Origin of the sequence: Kitasatospora sp. NPDC056076, from assembly GCF_042266305.1 — a bacterium.
In the GTDB taxonomy this organism is placed as follows: domain Bacteria; phylum Actinomycetota; class Actinomycetes; order Streptomycetales; family Streptomycetaceae; genus Kitasatospora.
In genome coordinates this window covers 52,268-73,316 of record NZ_JBHJWG010000043.1, presented here as the reverse complement: position 1 = coordinate 73,316, position 21,049 = coordinate 52,268, and the positions used below count along the sequence as shown (strand labels likewise).

Genomic DNA, 21,049 nt, shown 5'->3' with positions numbered 1-21,049 from the left:
CGTGGCTCATGACTTCTTGGCCTTGGTGGTGTGGGCGGCGACCCAGATCGCGACCGCGATGAGCGTGCCGAGGCCGAAGATCCAGCCGAACAGACCCTCGGTCACCGGACCGAGGCTGCCCAGGGTGAGACCGCCGGGGTTGGGCTCATCGTTGGTGGTGTGGCGGACGAAGGCCACGATCTGCTTCTTCTGCTCCTCGGGCATGGTGCTGTCCGGGAACGACGGCATCTGCTGCGGGCCGGTCTGCATGGCCTCGTAGATGTGCTTGGCGTCCACGCCCTCCAGCGACGGGGCGTACTTGCCCTTCGTCAGGGCACCGCCCTGGCCGGCGAAGTTGTGGCACTGGGCGCAGTTGGTGCGGAACAGCTCGCCACCCTTGGAGATGTCGTCCGGGTTGGTCGAGGTGTACTGCTTCGCGTCCGGCGTGATCGGGCCGGGGCCGAGCGACTGGACGAACGCGGCGAGCTGGTCGATCTCGCTCTGGCTGTAGATGGCCTTCTTGCGCGGCACCTGGGCACCGGGCTGCTGGGCCGGCATGCGACCGGTGCCGACCTGGAAGTCGACAGCGGCGGAGCCCACGCCGACCAGGCTCGGACCGTCGCTGCTGCCCTGGCCGTTCAGGCCGTGGCAGGAGGAGCAGCCCACGGCGAAGAGCTTCTTGCCCTCATCGATCGCGAGCGACTGCGCGGCGACGTCGGCCTGCGCCTTGTCGGCGGGCGCGAACGCGGCGTACAGCCCCCCGGTTGCCGCCAGGGCGAGAAGTAGGACGACCAGCGCCGCCAATGGGTGGCGCCGTCGTGCGGAGAGCTTTTTCACGGAATAACCCCGGTGTCAGGATCTGGTCGACTGGTGGGTGCACCCGGCGGCCGGTCTGGCCGGCACGAGGTTGCCTGTCCAAGGCTGCGCGCGCGGTCGGTCGGTGGGAGCGTCGGCACCGGCAGAAGCGGCCCGTCGCCGGTGAGGGCGGGGGCCGCTGCCGGTGGCCAGCGACCTGATCAGCTGGTTACTTGATCAGGTAGATGGTCGCGAACAGGCCGATCCACACGACGTCGACGAAGTGCCAGTAGTAGGACACGACGATCGCGGCGGTGGCCTGCTCGTGCGTGAAGCGCTTGGCTGCGTACGTCCGTCCCAGGACCAGCAGGAAGGCGATCAGGCCGCCCGTCACGTGCAGACCGTGGAAGCCGGTGGTCAGGTAGAACACCGTGCCGTACGGGTCGGAGGACAGCGAGAGGCCGTCGTTCTTGACCAGCTCGGTGTACTCGTAGACCTGGCCGCCGATGAAGATCGCGCCCATGAAGAACGTGAGGGCAAACCACCCGCGGAGCTTCTTCACGTCACCGCGCTCGGCGGCGAACACGCCGAGCTGGCAGGTGAGCGAGGAGAGCACCAGGATCGTGGTGTTGATCGAGGAGAACGTCACGTTGAGGGCGTGCGCCTTCTCGGCCCAGAACTCGGCTCCCTTGACGGAGCGGAGCGTGAAGTACATCGCGAAGAGGGCCGCGAAGAACATCAGCTCGGAACTGAGCCAGACGATCGTTCCGACGCTGACCATGTTCGGTCGATTGACCGATCCGTGCGCGTGCCCGGTTTCTGTTGCTGTTGCTGTCGCCACGACGGACATTATGTCGGTCCCTTATTCCGTCTTCACGTCGGGGGGTGTCCCTCGGAGTGTCCGGTGCGTGCGGTATGCCCGCTTGAAGGCCGACGGAGGGTCCGGACGAGGGCTGAGCAGCGGCGTGTCCCTTTTCTGACGGTTCCTCGGAGGGGCCCGCGACCCCGTTGCCCGGCGCGCCGTTGCACGGTCGGCCCAGTGTCCTGCCGTAGGGGGGCGGGGCGCCGCATCCGCCGTCCGGGTGGACCGGGCGGGTCCGGGTGACGGGCCGTCCTCCGAGCGGGTGAGTCACGGGCGCGGCGGCTTGAGGGGGAACGTGCGCGAGGGGGACCGGCGACGGGGGAAACGGGAGTAGCATCCGGATCAGGTGAACGTGGTCCGGATCACACTTGAGGGAGCAGGGTCCATGGCGTACACGACCGACGAGACGCTCACCGTCCTCGTCTACAGCGACGACCGCAACACCCGCGAGCAGGTGCTGACGGCGCTCGGCCGTCGCCCCGCCGAGGATCTTCCGGAGCTGTCCTACCTCGAATGCGCGACCACCCCCGCGGTGATCAAGGCGCTGGAGAAGGGCGGCGTCGACCTCTGCGTGCTGGACGGCGAGGCGGTGCCGGCCGGCGGCCTCGGCCTCGGGCGCCAGCTCAAGGACGAGATCTACGGGTGCCCGCCGGTGCTGGTGCTGATCGGCCGGCCGCAGGACTCCTGGCTCGCCGCCTGGAGCCGGGCCGATGCCGCGATCTCCCACCCGGTCGAGCCGGTGGCGCTGGCCGAGGCGGTCGCCACCCTGCTGCGGGCCCGGCTGGCCAAGCGGGCCCCGGCCACGCGCTGAGCGGCGCCGTCTCAGTCCTGGAGAAGGGGGCGCCGTGGGCACCCCGCCGCTCGATAGGCTGGCTCCATCCGTACGGACGTCCCCCCGGTGCGGGGGAACCGACTACAGCTGGAGTCAGCCATGGTGAACGTGAACCCTGCGAACGGTGGTACCGACCCCGCGCAGGTGGTCCGCACCTGGCCGGACATCCTGGCGGCTCTGTTGAAGGGGGAGGACCTCGACCGCTCGTCCACCGCGTGGGCGATGGACCGGATCATGAGCGGCGAGGCGTCCCCCGTCCAGGTGGCCGGGTTCATGGTGGCCCTGCGGGCCAAGGGCGAGACGGTCGACGAGATCGCCGGCCTGGTGGACGCGATGTACGACCACGCCGAGCCGCTGGACATCCCCGGCCCGGCGGTCGACATCGTCGGCACCGGCGGGGACCGGGCGAAGACCGTCAACATCTCGACCATGTCGGCGATCGTCGCCGCGGCGGCCGGGGCCAAGGTGGTCAAGCACGGCAACCGGGCGGCCTCCTCGTCCAGCGGCTCCTCGGACGTGCTGGAGAAGCTCGGGGTGGCACTCGACCTCTCCTCCCGGCGAGTGGCCCAGGTGGCCGAGGAGGTCGGGCTCACCTTCTGCTTCGCGGCGAAGTTCCACCCCTCGATGCGGCACGCCGCCACCGCGCGGCGCGACCTCGGGGTGCCCACCGCCTTCAACATCCTCGGCCCGCTGACCAACCCGGCGAAGGTCACCTCGCACGCCATCGGCTGCTTCGACACCCGGCTGGCCGGGCTGATCGCCGGGGTGCTCGCCCGGCGCGGGGCGACCGCGCTGGTGTTCCGCGGCGACGACGGGCTGGACGAGCTGACCATCACCACCACCTCGCGGGTCTGGGTGGTGCGCGACGGCGTGGTCACCGAGACCACGTTCGACCCGCGGGACGTCGGCATCGAGCTGGTCGGCATCGAGGCGCTGCGCGGGGCCGACGCCGCCTACAACGCCGAGGTGGCGCGCCGACTGCTGGCCGGGGAGCGCGGGCCGGTGCGGGACGCCGTCCTGCTGAACACGGCGGCGGCGCTGGTCGCGCTGGAGCTGGGCGACGCCCCGCTGGCGGAGCAGCTCGCGGCGGGCATGGTGCGGGCGGCGGAGGCGATCGACTCCGGCCGGGCGCAGGACCTGCTGCGGCGCTGGTCCGAGGCCACCAGCCGGATCTGAGCCGGTAGTTGAGGGCCCGTGTCGATGCGTCGGCACGGGCCCTCCGGCTGCCCGCCCCGAGCCGGAGGGGCGCGCCGAGGAGGCTGTCCGGATGGTGGATGCCTGTTTGACCGTCCGACGTACCCGACCTAGAGTCTTCGCCAGGTCATGAGTGACAGCGCGAAGCCCCAGCTCGCTGTCCGGCAACCCTCCGTCCGTGGCGGGGTGCCCTGGGTGAGGACCGGGTCGCCGGGCAAGCCGTCCGCGCGACAAGCGCGGACACCGGACGATCAGCACTCCCGGGGTCCCTTACCCGTGAAGGAGTGCATCCTCATGTCCCTCTCCCTCGGAACCACCGCCCCGCTCGCCGTCCTCGGCCACGACGTCGAGGTCCCGCTCGTCAGCGGTGAGAAGGTCGGCTACGCGGCGCTCGACTACGCGGCCAGCGCGCCGGCCCTCCAGCGGGTGTGGGACGACGTCGCCGCCTACGCCCCCTACTACGGCAGCGTGCACCGCGGCGCCGGCTACCTCTCCCAGCTGTCCACCGACCTGTTCGAGCAGAGCCGCCGGACCGTCGCCGAGTTCCTCGACCTGCGCGAGGGCGACCAGGTGGTCTTCACCCGCGCCACCACCGACTCGCTCAACCTGCTGGCCGCCGCCGTCCCGGCCGGCACCCGGGTGTTCGCCTTCGAGACCGAGCACCACGCCTCGCTGCTGCCGTGGGCGCACGCCGGGCTGGAGGTCTGCTACCTGCGGGCGCCGCGCTCGCGGGCCGAGGCGGTGGCCGCGCTGGAGGAGGCGCTGGCCGCGGCGCCGGAGGGCCCGAAGCTGCTGTGCGTCACCGGCGCCTCCAACGTGACCGGCGAGCTGTGGCCGGTCGCCGAACTGACCGGGACCGCGCACCGGTACGGCGCCCGGGTGGTGCTGGACGCCGCCCAGCTGGCCCCGCACCACCGGGTCTCGGTGCGCGAACTGGGCGTCGACTGGATCGCCTTCTCCGGCCACAAGCTGTACGCGCCGTTCGGCACCGGGGTGCTGGCCGGGCGCTCCGACTGGCTGGACGCGGCCGAGCCCTACCTGGCCGGCGGCGGGGCGACCCGGACGGTGGCCCGGGAGCTGGACGGCTCGGTGGCGGTGCAGTGGCACACCGGCCCGGCCCGGCACGAGGCCGGCTCGCCCAACGTCATCGGCGCCTACGCGATCGCCTCGGCCTGTCGGGCGCTCACCGAGGCCGGCTTCGACGCGCTGGAGGCCCGGGAGCGGGAGCTGGTCGAGCGGCTGACGGCGGGGCTGGCGGAGATCCCGGAGGTCCGGGTGCTGAACCTGTTCGGGGCCGGCTCGGCCCGGGTGGGCGTGCTGTCCTTCGTCGTCCGGGGCTGGAACAGCTCACACTTCTCGGCCGCGCTGTCCGCCGAGTACGGCATCGGCGTGCGCGACGGGCTGTTCTGCGCCCACCCGCTGGTGCGCACCCTGCTCGGGGACGAGGACGTGGCGCCCTCCGAGTGCGGGGCGCCCGAGCCCTCGCTGCCCGGTGAGCGCAGCCTGAACGCGATCCGGGTGAGCTTCGGCGCCGGCACGCCGGACGAGCACGTCGAGCGCTTCCTGGCCGCGGTCCGCGAGCTGGTCTCGGACGGCGCGGCGTGGAACTACCGCAACGAGGGCGGCCGTTGCGTCGCCGACACGCGTCGCGCGAGCTGAGTCCTACTCGTCCAGGCCGAGGGCGAAGGCCGCTTCCAGGTCGTGCTGGGAGTAGGTGCGGAAGGCGATCTGGGTCTCGGTGTGGGCCACGCCCGGGACCTTGTTGAGCCGGCCCGGGATGACCTCGGCCAGGTCGTCGTGGCGGCGCACCCGGACCATCGCCACCAGGTCGTACCCGCCGGTCACCGAGTACACCTCGCTGACGCCCTCGATCGCGGCGATGGCCTCGGCGATCTCAGGGATGCGGTCGACACTGGTCTTGATCAGGACGATGGCGGTGATCACAGTTCGGGCTCCTTGATGGGGGTGCGGCCAGCGTATCGGGCCTCAGCCGGGGCGTCTCGGGGGGTGGCCGACCACCGTGCAGGCGTACAGGAAGCCCGCCGAGAAGCCGATCACGTGCACCAGGTAGGCCACTCCGGGCCCGGCCGAGTGCACCGACCACCACTGCAGGGCGAACCAGAGGCCGAGCACCAGCCAGGCCGGGAAGCGCAGCGGGAGGAAGAGGAGCAGCGGGACGAGGGTGGTCACCCGGGCCCGCGGGTGGAAGCGCAGGTAGGCGCCGAGCACGGCGGAGATCGCGCCCGAGGCGCCGATCAGGACCCGGGTGGAGTCGGGCGAGTGCACCTCGGCGAGCGCGAAGCCGTACGAGGCGGTGCAGCCGGCGGCCAGGTAGAAGAGGAGGTACCTGGCCCGGCCGACCCGGCGTTCGACGGTCGGGCCGAAGACGTGCAGGAAGAGCAGGTTGCCCAGCAGGTGCAGCCAGCCGGCGTGCAGGAAGAGGCCGGTGAGGGCGGACACCGCCGGGTGCTTGCCCGGGGTGGGGGCGGCGGGGCAGCCGGGGACCGGGTCGGGGGCCTCGGCCAGTTGTCCGGCGGTCAGCGGGTGGCCGGTCAGCAGTTCGGCGGGGACGGCGCCCCAGCGCTGCTCGTACCGCTGCTCGGCGCAGATCCGGGCCTGGCCGGTGCCGTACAGGGGGTTGAGGCCGGCCGCCGGGCCGAGCAGGAAGACCAGGGTGTTGACCGCGATCAGGGCGTAGGTGACCGCCGGGGCGGGCAGCGCCGGGCGGCCGTCCCGCGCGTCGGTGTGGTCGGGGGCCGTGAGCGCCATGCGGCCAAGCATCCCTCCGGGCGCGGCAGGTGACACGGCGGTTTACGGCAGGTGGACTACTGGTCCGTCCGGCGGGGCGGGACGGACTCCGGTCATCTCAGCTGACCGGTGGTCCTCGTGGTTGCCCCAGGCAATAGGCTTGGGGCGGGCATTCCCGCCTCCCGCCGCCGACGCCGGGGCTCCGGGGGAGCGCCCGGCCCGCCCAGGGACCAGCCGAGAGGACCCCCGATGACCGTCCCCGCTCCGACCGCCGAGACGCGCTGGCGCTGCACGCTGTGCGGCAACCTCACCCGCTTCGACGTGACCCGCTCCGCGCGGGTCACCGAGTTCCTGCACTTCGACCTGGCCGGCGAATCCCGGGTCGAGGAGACCGAGGTGCACAGCGAGACCGTGGAGTCCGTGCGCTGCCGCTGGTGCAACGCGGTGGACCAGGTCGAGCTGGTGGCCCGTCCGGGTGCCGAGGCCGCGGAGGCCCCCACCACGCAGGGCTGACCCCTCCGGTGCGGTGGGCGGTGCGCGACACCGCCGTCCACCGCACGGGACAATACAGACAAGACGCACGGAGCGTGACGACAGGGGCGGCCGCGGCCGCACCCGCTGGACCAGGATCGGAGCCGAGGACGTGGTGGACGCAGCGAGGGAGCCCGGCGAAGCGCAGGGGCTTCAGCCCGCTGCGCCGGCACCGGAGCCGGCCGCCGGGCCGGTCCGGTCCGAGACCGACCTCCCGGGGGGCGCCGGCGGGGCCCCGGCCGGCGCGGGTGCCGAGCGGGCGCCCGAGAAGCTGGACCGGCCGCTGCCCGAAGGGGTGCGCCGGCGGGTGGTCGGGCTGGCCTCGGACGCGCTGGGCGGGCTGCCGCCCGGGGAGCTGCCGCAGAGCCTGCGTCAGTACGTCAAGTTCACCCCCGCGCGGCGGGCCAAGTACGCGGCCACCGCGCTGGCGGCGGCGCTGGAGTCCGAGCCGGCCTTCCGGGTGCGGATAGCGGAGCGGCTGCGGCTGGGCCAGCCGGACCTGGTGAAGGCACTGGAGTCGGGCACCGTCCCCGGCGCCGCCGATCCGATGGACGTCGCGGCCGCCGCCTACCTGGTGCGCTCGCCCGGCTGGAGCCGACTGGTCGCCGAGGCGGGCGAGGAGGCCGAGCGGGCCGGCGCCGAGGACGCGGCGGCGGAGGCCGCCCGGCAGGTGGAGAAGCTCCAGGCCGAGCTGGCCGAGGTGCGGGCCGCGGCGCGGGCGGACCTGGACCGCCAGCGCGCGGAGTTCGAGGGCGTGCGGCGGGAGGCCGAGTCGCTGCGCAAGAAGGTGCGGTCGCTGGAGAGCGACACCCGGCGGGCGCAGGCCGAGACCCGGCGGGTGACCGGGGAGCTGGAGGCGGCGCGGGCGCAGGCCACCGGGGAGCGCAGCGCGGCCGAGTCCGAGGCGCGGCGGCTGCGGCACCGGGTGTCCGAACTGGAGACCGCGGTCGAGCAGGGCCGCCGCTCGGCCCGGGAGGGCCGCAGCGTCGAGGACATGCGGCTGCGGCTGCTGCTGGACACCGTGCTGCAGTCGGCGCAGGGCCTCCAGCGGGAGCTGGCGCTGCCGGTCTCCCAGCTCCGCCCGGCGGACCTGGTGGAGGCGGTGGTGCCGGGGTCGGCCTCGCCGCACGACGTGGCCCGGCGCGGCCTGGCCGAGGACGACCCGGCGCTGCTGGACCAGTTGCTGGCGATCCCCCAGGTGCACCTGGTGGTGGACGGCTACAACGTGACCAAGACCGGGTACCCGGCGCTGCCGCTGGAGCAGCAGCGGATCCGGCTGCTGGGCGGGCTGGCGATGCTGGCCCAGCGCACCCAGGCGGAGGTCACCTGTGTGTTCGACGGGCAGGACCTGGACGTACCGGTCATCATGGCGCCGCCGCGCGGGGTGCGGGTACGGTTCAGCCGGACCGGCGAGACCGCGGACGAGCTGATCCGCCGTCTGGTCCGGGCCGAGCCGCAGGGCCGTCCGGTGGTGGTGGTCTCCACCGACCGGGAGGTCGCGGAGGGCGTGCGGAAGGCGGGTGCGCGCCCGGTGGCCTCGGTGCTGCTGCTGAACCGGCTGGCCCGGCCCTGAGCCGGCCCCGAGCCGGGTCGGAGTCGGGACGGGGGCCGTGACGGCAGGTCAGTGGGGCTTCCGTGCGGGTGTGCGGATCCGGTGAAGTCAGTGGGGGAACCGGAGTTCACGCCTTCGGGGGAGTGGCAAAACGGGTAGATCTTCACTAGGGTCTGGCGTCAAACCTATTTTCCGGAATCTCACCTGATCAGGTGAGTCCGATGGAAGAAGGAGCCGGTCCCTTGGCCTCCCACCGCCGTCCCAAGCAGCCGAGCCGCGCGCGGGTCTCCGTGCTCACCGCTGCTGCTGCGACCGCGGTCGCCCTCTCCGCCCAGGTCGCCGCGCATGCCGCGCCGCAGCCGAACAAGAGTGACGTCAAGGCGCAGATCGACCAGCTCCAGCAGGAGCAGGAGCAGGCGGCCGAGAAGTACAACGGCGCCAAGGAGCGCTCCGACCAGCTCCGCAAGCAGGCCGACCAGCTCCAGGACCAGGTGGCCCGCAGCCAGGACCAGATGAGCCAGCTCCAGGTGGGCCTGGCCCAGGTCGCGGGCGAGCAGTACCGCACCGGCGGCATCGACCCGTCCGTCCAGCTGATGCTCTCCTCCGACCCGTCCGGCTACCTGGACAAGGCGTCGAGCGTCCAGCAGGCCAGCACCACCCAGACCGAGGCGCTCAAGGGCCTGCTCGACCAGCAGCGCCGGCTGGACCAGGAGAAGGCCGAGGCGGCCGCCGTGCTCGCCTCCCTGGACTCCACCACCAAGGACCTCAACCAGGCCAAGGCGGACGTCAACACCAAGTTGAAGACCGCCCAGGACCTGCTGAACTCGCTCAGTGCCGCCGACCGGGCCGCGCTCCGGGCCCAGCAGCAGCAGGACGACCGCGCCTCCCGCGGCGCCGACCGGGTCGACCTCAGCAACCTGCCGCCGGCCAGCGGCTACGCCGCCGTGGCGGTGGCCAAGGCGATGAGCAAGCAGGGTTCGCCGTACGTGTGGGGCGCCACCGGGCCCTCCACCTTCGACTGCTCGGGCCTGATGGTCTGGGCGTACGGCCAGGCCGGCGTCTCGCTGCCGCGCACCTCGCAGGAGCAGGGCCACATCGGGACCGCCGTGACGCTGGCCACCGCCCAGCCGGGTGACCTGGTGATCTACGGCGGCGACATGCACCACGTCGGGATGTACATCGGCAACGGCATGGTGGTCCACGCGCCGCACACCGGTGACGTGGTGAAGGTGATGAAGGCCGACGCGATGTCGATCAACACGATCCGCCGGATCTGACGCTCCGGTACCTCCCCGAAGGGCCGGTTCCGGCCCTGTGATCCGCGCCACCTCCGGTCGGGGGTGGCGCTCCGGGTTTGCGGACCGGGTGGGCCGGAGGGTGAGAGTCGATCAGCTTTGCGTGCGCCGGTGATCACCATCAGTCATTTTCACAAAAGAACATGGGTAATCTTCCGTCTTTTTTCTGACAAGGATTTGAACGGATCACGGTTCAGTTACTAGGGTCGTGCTCCGAACCACCGCACAGTCGATCACCCAGCCTGGGTGGCGGCGGTGGTTACCGCCGAGTTCGCGAAACAGCGGGGCAGGTCGAAGCGACTGCCCGACAGGGGAGCCCAGTAGTCGGGGGCGCTGCGGAGCGGAGCCGGGGAACCACACGTTCCTCCGGGGTGAATCGGCGCCAGGTCGGCCGTAGGTGAGGCCGGTGAGGCGTCGTAGGGCATGCTTCCGGCCCGAACCCGTCAGCTCACCCGGTAGGCGGCGTAGGAAGAAGGAGTCCGCCTTCGTGGCGTCCCATCGTCGTCCCAAGCCCGCCAGCCGTACCCGCGTCTCGATCCTGACCGGTTTCGCCGCCGCCGCCGTCGCGCTCTCCGCGCAGTCCGGCGCGCACGCCGACCCGCAGCCGACCAAGGACCAGGTCAAGGAGCAGGTCGACCAGCTCAACGAGCAGGCCGAGCAGGCGACCGAGAAGTACAACGCCGCGCAGGAGAAGCAGCAGGAGCTGGAGAAGCAGGTCTCCGGCCTCCAGGACCAGGTGGCCCGCCAGCAGGCCCAGGTGACCGACCTCCAGGGCGGCCTGGCCGAGATCGCCGGCGAGCAGTACCGCAACGGGGGCATATCCCCGACGGTCCAGCTGATGTTCTCCTCCAGCCCGGACAACTTCCTCAACCAGGCCGGCGCGCTGAACCAGGCGGGCAGCACCCAGAAGAACCAGCTCAAGCAGCTCCAGGACCAGCAGCGCAAGCTGGACCAGGACCGCACCGAGGCGCAGGGCAAGCTCGGCGAGCTGGAGTCCACGACCCAGCAGCTGAAGGCCTCCAAGGACGAGGTCCAGAACAAGCTCAAGGCCGCCCAGGACCTGCTCAACACGCTGACCGAGCAGGAGCGCCAGGCGATCAAGGCGGCCGAGGACAAGGCCGCCGCCGACGCCAAGGCCAAGGCGGACGCCGCCGCGAAGGCCGCCACCCCGGACCGCGCCTCGCGCGACAGCAGCCGCAGCGACCTCGGCTCGGGCTCCACCGCCGCGCCGGTCAAGATCGCCCCGGGCAGCTCGCACGGTGCCGCCGCGCTGGCCGCCGCCGCCACCAAGGTCGGCAGCCCGTACGTCTGGGGCGCCACCGGCCCCAGCTCCTTCGACTGCTCCGGCCTGATGGTCTGGGCGTTCAACCAGGCCGGGGTGTCGCTGCCGCGCACCTCGCAGGAGCAGGCCGGCGCCGGCACCCGGATCGGCTCGGACATCTCCCAGGCCCAGCCCGGCGACATGCTGATCTTCTACGGCGACGCCCACCACGTCGGCATCTACGCGGGCAACGGCCAGGTGCTGCACGCTCCCAAGCCGGGTGCGTCGGTGCGCTACGAGGCCGTCTCCAACATGCCGCTGGCCTCCATCGTGCGGGTCTGATCCCCGGCCACGCGTTCACGGGCCCGGTCCTCCGTCACGGAGGGCTGGGCCTGCGGCTTTTCCGGCGGCTCGACCTGGTGTCCGATTAGGGGTCAAATATTCGGGTCGGTAGGGGTTTGGACTCACTTGCCCGGACTCGCTAACGTCTGCCACCGGACTCCCGCTCGACGGCCGCCCACCGGGGCGCGGCCGCGGGGCCGCGCCGCAGGACTGGAGCCGTTGCCGCATGCCCGTGCACCGTCGTTCCCAACTGCTCGCCCGTGCGCTGGTACTGACCGCGGCCGCCACCACGGCCCTGGGCGTGGCGACCGCCGGCAGCGCCCAGGCCGCCCCCGGGGCGCCGGACGCGCCCGACCGCAAGGACGTCAAGGCCCAGGTCGAGCAGCTGTACGACGAGGCCGAACAGGCCTCGGAGAAGTACAACGCCGCGCAGGAGGCGCAGAAGCGGCTGCTGGGCGAGACCACGATCCTCCAGGGCGAGGTCGCCGCCGCCCAGGAGCAGCTCAACGAGCTGCGCGGGGACCTCGCCACGGTCGCCGGGGCCGAGTACCGGGGCGGCGGGATGACCCAGACCGCCCAGCTGATGCTCTCCAGCGACCCGGAGGCCTACCTCACCCGCGCCCGCACCCTCGGCCAGGCCGCCGAGCGCCAGCAGGAGACCCTGCACGAGCTGGTCACCCGTCAGCGCCGGCTCGACCAGCGCCGCACCGAGACCGCCGCCAAGCTCGCCGAACTGGACGAGGCCCGCCGCTCGCTCGCCGAGAACAAGCAGCAGATCCAGCAGCGCCTCGCCAAGGCGCAGAAGCTGCTCAACAGCCTGGGCGCCGTCGAGCGGAACCGGATGGTCGCCCAGGACGCCCGGGAGGCCGAGCAGCGCGCCACCCGCGGCACCGACCGGCTGGACCTCGGCAACGCCCCGGCCGCCTCCGAGCGCGGGGCGGCCGCGCTGGCCGCCGCGGTGCGGATGGTCGGCTCGCCCTACGTCTACGGATCCACCGGGCCGCGTGCCTTCGACTGTTCCGGTCTGATGTACTACAGCTGGCGGCAGGCCGGAGTGACCCTGCCGCGGACCTCGCAGGCCCAGGCGTACGCCGGGCAGCGGATCAGCCTCTCCGAAGCGCGGCCGGGAGACCTGGTGATCTTCTACCGGGACATGCACCACGTCGGGATGTACGCCGGCGGCGGTGTGATGGTGCACGCCCCGTACCCCGGTGCCAAGGTCCGGTACGAGAGCGTCAACGCGATGCCGGTCTCGGGAGTGGTCCGGCTCTGAGCGCGACGCCCTCCGGGCCGGACGGCCCCCACCCGATAGACCCCGCGCGCCGGGTGCTGTCCCGGCGCGGTGCGCTGCTGCTGGCGGCCGGCGGACTGGCCCAGCTGTCGCTGCCCCCGGTGGCCCCGCCGCCGCCGGGCGGGCGGGCCGTCGACCGGCAGGCCGAGGTCGCCGCGCTGCTGGCGGCGCGGGCACGCTCGCTGCCCGCCCGGTCGGGGCTGACCGGGGCCGAGGCGGTGTACCGGAACCTGGTGCTCTCACCGCCCGCCGGGCCGGAGCGGCAGGACGCGTCCGTCGAGCTGGCGCTGCGGATCGCCGGGTACGACGAGTACCCGGTGGTGTACCCGCGCCGGATCGAGCTGGTCCGGGACCGGGGCGGCTGGCGGGTCGAGCGCGAGGAGGTCGCCGGTGGGCCCCCGGCGCCGTGGGACCTCGGCCCGGTCCGCACCGCCGCCGGAGCCCGCTGCCTGGTGCTCGGCCTGGCCGACGGGCCCGACCCGGCCGGGCTGGTCCCGGTGGGGGACAAGGCGGTGCCGGCCGTCAGCGCGGTCTGGGGCGACGCCTGGCCCGGCCGGCTGCTGCTGGAACTGCCCGCCACCGAGCCGCAGTTCGCCCGGCTGCTGGAGGCCGACCCGGCGGGCTGGACGGGCATGGCGGCGGTCACCGTGGCCGCCCCCGGCGCCCCCCGGCACACCCCGGCGGACCGGGTGGTGATCAACCCCGAGGCCTTCGCGAAGCTCAGCGACTTTGGCCGCCAGGTGGTCGTCACCCACGAGACCACCCACGTCGCGACCCGGGCCGACACCCGGGCCTGGACCCCGCTGTGGCTCTCCGAGGGCGTCGCCGACTGGACGGCCTACCGGGACTCCGGCCGGCGCCCGCAGCAGATCGCCCCCGAGCTGGCCCGGGACGTCGCCGCCGGGAAGCTGCCCGCCGCGCTGCCCGCCGACGCGGACTTCACCGCGGGCGCCGACGGCATCGCCCAGGCCTACGAGCAGTCCTGGCTGGCCTGTGAGCTGATCGCCCGCCGGTACGGGACGCAGCGGCTGGTCGCCTTCTACCGGGCGGTCGGCGCGGCCGACGGGGCGGGCGAGGAGCGGACGCACCGGACGGACCGGCTGCTGCGGTCCGAACTGGGCCTCGGACTGGCCGAGTTCACCGGGCTCTGGCGGGCCGAGGTCGAGGCCTTGAAGGGCTAGCGAAGGCCCCCTGCCGCTTACCGCCCGGCCGGGTGGTCGATGCCGTCCAGCAGGTCCTGCTCGTAGGCGATGCCCGGGCGGACCGGGTACCCGGAGGAAGCCGGCAGGGCCGGGGGCTCGGCCAGGACCACGGTGGGCGCCAGGGCCGTCGAGGCGCGGGTGGAGCGCCAGAGCCGGATGCCGGAGAGCACGGCGGCGGTCAGCAGCAGCAGGTTGCGCAGGCCCAGCACGGCGACCGCGAGCGGTTCGCTGTTCAGGACCTGGGTGAACAAGGTCGGGAACTCGAGCAGGGTGAGCGGGCAGGCGAGCAGGATCAGCAGCGCCACCGGCCGCTGGCTGGTGCCGCGCACGGTCAGGCAGACCGCCGCGACGCCGACCAGCCAGACCAGGTACTGCGGGCTGATCACCCGGCTGGTCACCACGAAGATCAGCAGCGCGCAGAGCGCCGCGTCGTACATGGTGGCGGCGTTGCGCCGACGGGCGGTGAAGCGCCACAGCAGCAGCCAGAGGAAGCCCAGCACGGTGCCGGCCATCATCACCTTGCTGATCACGCTGACCCACGGCCCGAGCATCTCGGGGGAGCCGTAGTTCATGGTGACCTTGCCGTCCCAGCCTCCGGCCAGCCGGGCGATGTGCAGCGGCAGCGCGCCCACCGACTCGACCTCGATGCCGCGGGCCCCCTGGAAGGCCAGGAAGCCGAAGGCGCCGTTCATCCCGGCGGCCAGCAGGAAGCCGACCGAGACCGCCGTGGCGGTGGCCAGCGTCCAGGAACGGCGGGTGCGGCGGCCGGACGGGGTGCCGATCAGGCCCAGCAGCGGCCAGATCTTGACGATGCCGCCCAGGCCCAGCAGCAGCCCGCCGATCGCCGGGCGGCGGATCAGCGCCAGCAGGCCGGCCAGGGCGAGCGCGGTGACCAGCAGGTCGAAGCGGTTGTAGATCATCGGGCCGAGCAGCGGCACGGCGACCACCCACAGCCAGGCGCCGGTCAGCGCCCGGCCCCGGCGCAGCCCGGTGCGGATCAGCAGCGCGGCCGCGGCGGCGTCGGCGATCCCGCAGATCACCCAGAACGAGGTCAGGTACGACCAGGGCAGCAGGCCCGGCAGCAGGATCACCAGGGCGGCGCCGGGCGGGTACTGCCAGGTGACGTCGTCGAACGGGAAGGTGCCGGTCTGCAGCACGCCGTACCAGGCGTGGTAGATCATCCAGACGTCGGCGGTGACGTCGCCGCCGGGCGCCTTCAGCACCCCGGTCATCAGCAGCACCAGTACGGTGCGGGTGGCCACCCAGGTCGCCCCGAGGGCGGCGAGCGCCCCGAGCGGGCGGCCGAGGCGGCCGCGCGAAGTACCGGACTCGGTGGCCGGGGCCAACTCCACTGCGCTCCCTCGTTCGTCTCGACGTCCTCACCGGAGGCGTCGTACGGACGGACGCCCGGGCCGCCGCATCCGCGGCCTAGGTACTAGGACTGACCCGGGGGTCAAACGGTTGCCGTGCGCGGTTCCGTTCCCGGCGGGTCATGGTGTTGACCTATCGTACGGATCACCCAGCGGTACACCGAGCACCCCCCGACCGAGCGAGCCGTGGCCTGATGCACAGAACCTTGATCGTCACCAATGACTTCCCGCCCCGCCCGGGAGGCATCCAGGCCTTCGTGCACAACATGGCCGTCCGTCAGCCCGCAGGGAGCGTCGTGGTGTACGCCTCGACCTGGCGGGACGGTACCGAGGTGCGCGCCTTCGACGCCGAGCAGCCGTTCCCGGTGATCCGGGACCGCACGAAGGTGATGGTTCCCACACCCCGGGTCACCCGGCGGGCCGCCGAGATCCTGCGCGCCGAGAAGTGCGACTCGGTCTGGTTCGGGGCGGCCGCCCCGCTGGGCCTGATGGCGCCCGCGCTGCGCCGGGCCGGGGCCGGGCGGCTGCTCGGCATGACCCACGGGCACGAGGCGGCCTGGGCCCAGCTGCCGGGCTCCCGGCAGCTGCTGCGGCGGATCGGCGCGGGCACCGACGTGCTGACCTACCTGGGCGAGTACACCCGCTCGCGGATCGCCGCCGCGGTCGGGCCGCGGGTCGCGGCCCGGATGGTGCAGCTGCCGCCGGGCGTGGACGAGACGACCTTCCACCCCGGCTCGGGGGGCGCCGAGGTGCGCCGGCGGCTGGGGCTGGCGGACCGGCCGGTGGTGGTCTGCGTCTCCCGGCTGGTGCCGCGCAAGGGCCAGGACACCCTGATCGAGGCGATGCCGCTGATCCTGCGCGACGTGCCGGACGCGGTGCTGCTGATCGTCGGCGGCGGGCCGTACCGGGCGGACCTGGAGAAGTTGGTGGATGCCGAGGGGGTCCGGGACTCGGTGCGGTTCACCGGCTCGGTGCCGTGGGCCGAGCTGCCCGCCCACTACGGGGCCGGGGACGTCTTCGCGATGCCGTGCCGGACCCGGCGCGGGGGGCTGGACGTGGAGGGCCTGGGGATCGTCTACCTGGAGGCCTCGGCGACCGGGCTGCCGGTGGTCGCGGGGGACTCCGGCGGGGCGCCGGACGCGGTGCTGGAGGGCGAGACCGGGTACGTGGTGCCGGGCGGCTCGGCCGAGGCCTCGGCCGAGCGGATCGTCCGGCTGCTGCGGGACGAGGAGCTGCGCCGTCGGATGGGCGAGGCCGGCCGGCGCTGGGTGGAGCGCTCCTGGCGCTGGGACCTGCTGGCCGGGCGGCTGACCTCGCTGCTGGCGGGCTGACGCCCGGTACGGCAGTCCGCGGGTACGAAGGTACGAAGGTACGACGCCGCGAAGGGCCCCGGGGAGTCCCCGGGGCCCTTCGGCGTACCCGTACTGCCGCCGGCGCGGCCCTACTTCCGGTACAGCGCCTCGATCTCGGCGGCGTAGTCCTTGAGCACCACGTTGCGCTTGAGCTTGAGCGAGGGCGTCAGGTGGCCGCTCTCCTCGGAGAACTCGGTGTCCAGCAGGCGGAACTTCTTGACCGCCTCGGCGTGCGAGACGGCCGCGTTGCCGTCGTCCACGGCGGACTGCAGGGCGGCCAGCAGGTCCGGGTCCTCGGCGAGCTCGGCGACCGTGGCGGTGGCGGGCTTGCCGTTGAGCTCCTTCCACTTCGGGAAGAAGTCCGGGTCGACGGTGACCAGGCAGGCGATGAAGGGCTTGCGGTCGCCGACCACCATGACCTCGCCGACCAGGGCGTGGGCCCGGATGCGGTCCTCGATCACGGCCGGGGCGACGTTCTTGCCGCCCGCGGTGACGATGATCTCCTTCTTGCGGCCGGTGATGGTCAGGTAGCCCTCGGAGTCCAGCGCGCCGAGGTCGCCGGTGGCGATCCAGCCGTCCTTGAGGGTGTCGGCGGTGGCCTGGGGGTTGTTCCAGTAGCCGGTGAAGACGTGCGGGCCCTTGAAGTAGACCTCGCCGTCCTCGGCGATCCGGACCGAGGCGCCGGGGACGGGCTGGCCGACCGTACCGATCTTCGGCTTGTCCCACGGGTTGAAGGCGGTGGCCGCGCAGGTCTCGGTCAGGCCGTAGCCCTCCAGGACGGTGAAGCCGATGCCCCGGTAGAAGTGGCCGAGCCGCTCGCCGAGCGGGGCGCCGCCGGAGATCGCGTGGGTGGCCCGGCCGCCGAGGGCGGCCCGCAGCTTGCTGTAGACCAGCTTGTCGAAGACGGCGTGCTTGAGCCGCAGCACCAGGCCGGCGCCGCCGGCGTCCAGCGCCCGGCTGTAGGCGATCGCGGTCTCCGCGGCCTTGTCGAAGATCTTGCCCTTGCCGTCGGCCTGGGCCTTGGCGCGGGCGGTGTTGTAGACCTTCTCGAACACCCTGGGCACGCCCAGGATCAGGGTCGGCCGGAACGACGCCAGCTCGGCGGTGACGTCCCTGATGTCCGAGACGTGGCCCAGCTTGATCGGGGCCATCACCGGGGCGATCTCGGCGATCCGGGCGAGCACGTGGGCCAGCGGCAGGAAGAGCAGCACGGAGCTCTCGCCGGTGCGGAACAGCGGGGCCAGGCGCTCGACCACGTTGCCGCACTCGGCGAGGAAGTTGCCGTGGGTCAGCTGGCAGCCCTTCGGACGGCCGGTGGTGCCCGAGGTGTAGACGATGGTGGCGATGTCGTCGGGGCCGGCGATCGCCCGGCGCTCCTGGACGGTCGCGTCCGGGACGCCCCGGCCGGCCTCGGCCAGCGCGGCGAGCGCGCCGCCCTCGATCTGCCAGGTGTGCTTCAACTCCGGCAGCCGGTCGCGGACCTCGGCGACCACCTTGACGTGCTGGTCGGTCTCGGTGACGAGGGCGACGGCGCCGGAGTCGCCGAGGATCCACTCGACCTGCTCGGCCGAGGAGGTCTCGTAGACCGGCACGGTGATCGCGCCGGCCGTCCAGATCGCGAAGTCCAGCAGCGTCCACTCGTACCGGGTGCGGGACATGACGCCCACCCGGTCGCCGGGCTCGATGCCCGTGGCGATCAGGCCCTTCGCGGCGGCGTGCACCTCGGCGAGGAACTGGACCGAGGTCAAATCCTGCCAGCGGCCGTCCACCTTCCGGCTGAGCACCGCGACGTCCGGGTGCTCCTCGGCGTTCCGGTGCACAGGGTCGGCGAGGTTACCGCCGCTCGGTACCTGGTAGAGGGCCGGAAGGCTGAAGTCGAGCAAGACTGCTCCTCGTTCGCGACGCTGCGGGACGGCAGGACGTTACTGCCCGGTAGGCAGCTTCGACCAGGGGGGTCGGCCCCGGTGTTCGAAGTGTCACACCCGGCCGGGTCGGACCAGGCCGTGACCGGGTCGTTCGACTGGCACCCTACGACAGCCCACAGGTGACCGGCCGGTAGCATGCCCTGCCGGCCGTCCCGGTGGCCGTCCCCGGTGGCCGTCCCGCCGACGGGCCCGCCCCGGCCGCCGCCGACGCCCCGCCCGCCGCCGCCGGTGCCCGTGCCGCCGAGGAGATCGCCGGTCGCGATAGCCTGCTCCGGGCGGATCGGGCCGAGCGTGCCCCGACCGGACCGGGCAGGCAGAAGGACGAGGCGGAGGGCCTTTCCATGGCGGAGCACACCAGGTCGAGCATCATCATCGACGCGACCCCAGCCGCGGTCATGGCCGTGATCGCGGACTTCGCCGCCTACCCGGCCTGGACCGGAGAGGTCAAGGAGATCGAGGTCCTGGAGAGCGGCGAGGACGGCCGCGCCGCGCAGGTCCGGCTGCTGCTCGACGCCGGCGCCATCCGCGACGAGCACACCCTCGCCTACACCTGGGACGGCGACCGCGAGGTCGGCTGGACCCTCGTCCGCAGCCAGATGCTCCGCTCGCTGGACGGCTCGTACACCCTCGCCCCGCTGTCCGGCGGCCGCACCGAGGCCACCTACCAGCTCGCCGTGGACGTCAAGATCCCGATGCTCGGCATGATCAAGCGCAAGGCCGAGAAGGTCATCATCGACCGCGCCCTGGCCGGCCTGAAGAAGCGCGTCGAGGGCTGACGGGCCCGGGCACGGCGGAACGGGGGCTGACGGCATGACGGCGACACGCACCATCCTGGTCAGCGGCGACGCGGGCGCGCCCGCGGTGGCCGCCGCCACCGCCCTGCACGCCGCCCGGCGCGGCCACCGCACCTGGCTGCTGGCCGCCGACGACCCGCACCGCGCCCTGGACTCCGCGCTCGGCACCCGGCTGGAGCCGGAACCGCTCCGCTACGCGCCGGGGCTGACGGTCTCCCGGATCGACGAGCAGGCCGCCTTCCGCTACGCCGTCGGCGAGCTCACCGGCCGGCTCAAGCCCGCCCTCGACCTGCTCGGCGCCGAACAGCTCGACCCCGAGGAGCTGACCGCCCTCCCCGGCATCGCCCGGCTCGCCCTGCTGCGCGCGCTGCCCGCCGCCGACCAGGACGTCCTGGTGGTGCTCGCCCCGGCACCCGCCGAGCTGATCGCCACCCTTGCCCTGCCCGAGCAGCTCACCCGCTACCTGGAGCGGCTGGTCCCCGAGCAGCGGCAGGCCGCCCGCGCGCTGCGCCCGCTGCTGGCCGGGCTGGCCGGCGTCCCGATGCCCGCCGAGTGGCTGTACGAGGGGCGCACCAAGGCCGCCGCGGTGCTCGCCGAGTCCCGCGCCGCGATCAGCGACCCGGGCACCAGCGTGCGCCTGGTCGTCTCCGCCGACGGCCACCCGTACGAGCAGCTGGGCCGGGTCCGGGCCGGGCTCGCGCTGTACGGCCACCGGCCGGACGCCGTCGTGGTGCACGGCGCGCTGCCGCCCGCCGCCCTCGCCTCGCCCGACCCCTGGCTGGCCGAGCTGGCCCGCCGCCGCCAGGAGGAGCTGGACCGGCTCGCCGCCGAGACCGACGCCCCGGTGCTGGTCACCGGCCTGGCCGAGGGCACCCTGGAGGCCGTCGCCGACCGGCTGTACGGGGACGGCCCCGGCCCCGAGCGGCTCGAACCGCAGCCCTGGCCGGTCGAGGACCGGCTCGCCGAGGACGGCCTGCTGGTCTGGCACCTCGACCTGCCCGGCGCCGACCGCTCCGGGCTGGACCTGGTCCGCCGGGGCGACGACCTGGTGGTCGGCCTCGGCGCCCACCGCCGGGTGCTCCCGCTGCCCGCCGCGCTGCGCCGCTGCACGGTCGCCGGGGCGGGGCTGCACGAGGGCGTGCTGTCGGTGCGGTTCGCACCCGACCCGTCGCTCTGGCCGCAGGGCTGACGGGCCTTCCGGCCTTTCCTCGCGGCCCGGCCGGTCGGGTAGCGTCGGCCCGAACGGGGCCGCGGGGTGCGGCCACGGCTGAGGAGGCGCCCGCGATGACCAGCACCGACGACCGTACCGAGCCCGGCACGGAGCAGGGGAGCGGGCCGTCCCACCCGTTCGGACCGGAGCTGGGCCCGCTGGTGGACGAGGTGCGCCGGTTCGCCACCGCCGTCGGCGAGAAGGCGCAGGAGACGAGTGCCACCACCCTGATCACCCTCTCCGGTCTGGCCGACCGCCTGCGCACCCAGCAGCCGGAGGTCTACTCCCACCTCGCCGCGGCCGGCTCCGGGCTGGCCGCCGCCGGCGCCGAGCTGCTGGCCGCCTACCGCGCCGCGGTGGCCGGGCACGAGCAGCGCTGGACGGCCGGGGAGGGGGCGCCGGTGGAGAAGATCGACCTCGACGCACCCGGCCGGGCCGAGGGCGCCGACGGGGCTGACGGGCCGTCCGCCAAGCAGTGAATCCGTGAATTCCGCAGCGTGACCAGGCTGCTCTC

The 21,049-nt window shown here is 73.5% G+C and carries 19 protein-coding genes and 2 riboswitches; of the genes, 13 read left to right on the top strand and 6 right to left on the bottom strand.

Features of this window, described 5'->3' with window-relative positions:
- Positions 1–6: 6 nt before the first annotated feature.
- Together ACFC1T_RS29445 and ACFC1T_RS29440 are read right to left on the bottom strand one after the other, a co-directional pair.
- Complete coding sequence (locus ACFC1T_RS29445) at positions 7–816, bottom strand: c-type cytochrome (protein WP_375893308.1); 810 nt, start codon at positions 814–816, stop codon at positions 7–9.
- A 187-nt stretch (positions 817–1,003) separates the two neighbouring features.
- Entirely contained in the window at positions 1,004–1,624 is a 621-nt protein-coding gene (locus tag ACFC1T_RS29440) for a heme-copper oxidase subunit III (RefSeq protein ID WP_375893306.1), read from the bottom strand.
- A 397-nt stretch (positions 1,625–2,021) separates the two neighbouring features.
- Between ACFC1T_RS29440 and ACFC1T_RS29435 the strand changes: the two genes are divergently transcribed.
- The 3 genes from ACFC1T_RS29435 to ACFC1T_RS29425 all read left to right on the top strand — a co-directional run bounded on the left by ACFC1T_RS29435 (position 2,022) and on the right by ACFC1T_RS29425 (position 5,321).
- Complete coding sequence (locus tag ACFC1T_RS29435) at positions 2,022–2,447, top strand: hypothetical protein (protein ID WP_375893304.1); 426 nt, start codon at positions 2,022–2,024, stop codon at positions 2,445–2,447.
- A gap of 120 nt (positions 2,448–2,567) precedes the next feature.
- A complete protein-coding gene (trpD, locus tag ACFC1T_RS29430) occupies positions 2,568–3,644 on the top strand; it encodes an anthranilate phosphoribosyltransferase (RefSeq protein WP_375893302.1) in 1,077 nt (358 codons plus the stop codon).
- 143 nt (positions 3,645–3,787) lie between these two features.
- A riboswitch (SAM riboswitch) is annotated at positions 3,788–3,905 on the top strand.
- 51 nt (positions 3,906–3,956) lie between these two features.
- A complete protein-coding gene (locus ACFC1T_RS29425; protein WP_375893300.1) occupies positions 3,957–5,321 on the top strand; it encodes an aminotransferase class V-fold PLP-dependent enzyme in 1,365 nt (454 codons plus the stop codon).
- Positions 5,322–5,324: 3 nt separating this feature from the next.
- Here the strand turns inward: ACFC1T_RS29425 and ACFC1T_RS29420 are convergent, their stop codons facing one another.
- On the bottom strand, positions 5,325–5,606 hold the full coding sequence (locus ACFC1T_RS29420; RefSeq protein WP_030240061.1) for an Lrp/AsnC ligand binding domain-containing protein: 282 nt from the start codon (positions 5,604–5,606) through the stop codon (positions 5,325–5,327).
- 42 nt (positions 5,607–5,648) lie between these two features.
- On the bottom strand, positions 5,649–6,431 hold the full coding sequence (locus tag ACFC1T_RS29415) for a rhomboid family intramembrane serine protease (protein ID WP_375893298.1): 783 nt from the start codon (positions 6,429–6,431) through the stop codon (positions 5,649–5,651).
- 228 nt (positions 6,432–6,659) lie between these two features.
- Between ACFC1T_RS29415 and ACFC1T_RS29410 the strand changes: the two genes are divergently transcribed.
- The 6 genes from ACFC1T_RS29410 to ACFC1T_RS29385 all read left to right on the top strand — a co-directional run bounded on the left by ACFC1T_RS29410 (position 6,660) and on the right by ACFC1T_RS29385 (position 13,863).
- Complete coding sequence (locus tag ACFC1T_RS29410) at positions 6,660–6,923, top strand: hypothetical protein (protein ID WP_375893296.1); 264 nt, start codon at positions 6,660–6,662, stop codon at positions 6,921–6,923.
- Positions 6,924–7,212: 289 nt separating this feature from the next.
- The gene (locus ACFC1T_RS29405) at positions 7,213–8,514 is read left to right on the top strand and encodes an NYN domain-containing protein (protein ID WP_375893323.1); all 1,302 of its coding nucleotides are present in this window, start codon (positions 7,213–7,215) and stop codon (positions 8,512–8,514) included.
- A 221-nt stretch (positions 8,515–8,735) separates the two neighbouring features.
- Positions 8,736–9,770: an NlpC/P60 family protein gene (locus tag ACFC1T_RS29400; RefSeq protein WP_375893294.1), complete on the top strand. Its 1,035-nt coding sequence runs from the start codon at positions 8,736–8,738 to the stop codon at positions 9,768–9,770.
- A gap of 339 nt (positions 9,771–10,109) precedes the next feature.
- Positions 10,110–10,265, top strand: a riboswitch (cyclic di-AMP (ydaO/yuaA leader).
- A gap of 10 nt (positions 10,266–10,275) precedes the next feature.
- Positions 10,276–11,391 (top strand): NlpC/P60 family protein, encoded by a 1,116-nt coding sequence (locus ACFC1T_RS29395; RefSeq protein ID WP_375893292.1) that lies wholly within the window; start codon positions 10,276–10,278, stop codon positions 11,389–11,391.
- 226 nt (positions 11,392–11,617) lie between these two features.
- Positions 11,618–12,664, top strand: a complete 1,047-nt coding sequence (locus ACFC1T_RS29390) for an NlpC/P60 family protein (RefSeq protein WP_375893290.1) — start codon at positions 11,618–11,620, stop codon at positions 12,662–12,664.
- Positions 12,665–12,717: 53 nt separating this feature from the next.
- Positions 12,718–13,863 carry a hypothetical protein gene (locus tag ACFC1T_RS29385; protein ID WP_375893289.1) on the top strand — a complete coding sequence of 382 codons (1,146 nt, stop codon included), beginning with the start codon at positions 12,718–12,720 and terminating at the stop codon, positions 13,861–13,863.
- A 17-nt stretch (positions 13,864–13,880) separates the two neighbouring features.
- On the opposite strand, the gene ACFC1T_RS29380 is transcribed toward ACFC1T_RS29385, so the two are convergent.
- The gene (locus ACFC1T_RS29380) at positions 13,881–15,236 is read right to left on the bottom strand and encodes a glycosyltransferase 87 family protein (RefSeq protein WP_375893287.1); all 1,356 of its coding nucleotides are present in this window, start codon (positions 15,234–15,236) and stop codon (positions 13,881–13,883) included.
- A 212-nt stretch (positions 15,237–15,448) separates the two neighbouring features.
- On the opposite strand from ACFC1T_RS29380, the gene ACFC1T_RS29375 reads away from it, so the two are divergent.
- Complete coding sequence (locus ACFC1T_RS29375) at positions 15,449–16,585, top strand: glycosyltransferase family 4 protein (protein ID WP_375893285.1); 1,137 nt, start codon at positions 15,449–15,451, stop codon at positions 16,583–16,585.
- 110 nt (positions 16,586–16,695) lie between these two features.
- On the opposite strand, the gene ACFC1T_RS29370 is transcribed toward ACFC1T_RS29375, so the two are convergent.
- A complete protein-coding gene (locus ACFC1T_RS29370; protein ID WP_375893284.1) occupies positions 16,696–18,489 on the bottom strand; it encodes an AMP-dependent synthetase/ligase in 1,794 nt (597 codons plus the stop codon).
- 383 nt (positions 18,490–18,872) lie between these two features.
- Here ACFC1T_RS29370 and ACFC1T_RS29365 point away from each other — a divergent pair, with 383 nt between their 5' ends.
- The 3 genes from ACFC1T_RS29365 to ACFC1T_RS29355 all read left to right on the top strand — a co-directional run bounded on the left by ACFC1T_RS29365 (position 18,873) and on the right by ACFC1T_RS29355 (position 21,014).
- A complete protein-coding gene (locus ACFC1T_RS29365; protein ID WP_375893282.1) occupies positions 18,873–19,307 on the top strand; it encodes an SRPBCC family protein in 435 nt (144 codons plus the stop codon).
- 34 nt (positions 19,308–19,341) lie between these two features.
- Positions 19,342–20,514 (top strand): ArsA family ATPase, encoded by a 1,173-nt coding sequence (locus ACFC1T_RS29360; protein ID WP_375893280.1) that lies wholly within the window; start codon positions 19,342–19,344, stop codon positions 20,512–20,514.
- 95 nt (positions 20,515–20,609) lie between these two features.
- Positions 20,610–21,014, top strand: a complete 405-nt coding sequence (locus tag ACFC1T_RS29355) for a DUF5304 family protein (protein WP_375893278.1) — start codon at positions 20,610–20,612, stop codon at positions 21,012–21,014.
- Positions 21,015–21,049: the final 35 nt, after the last annotated feature.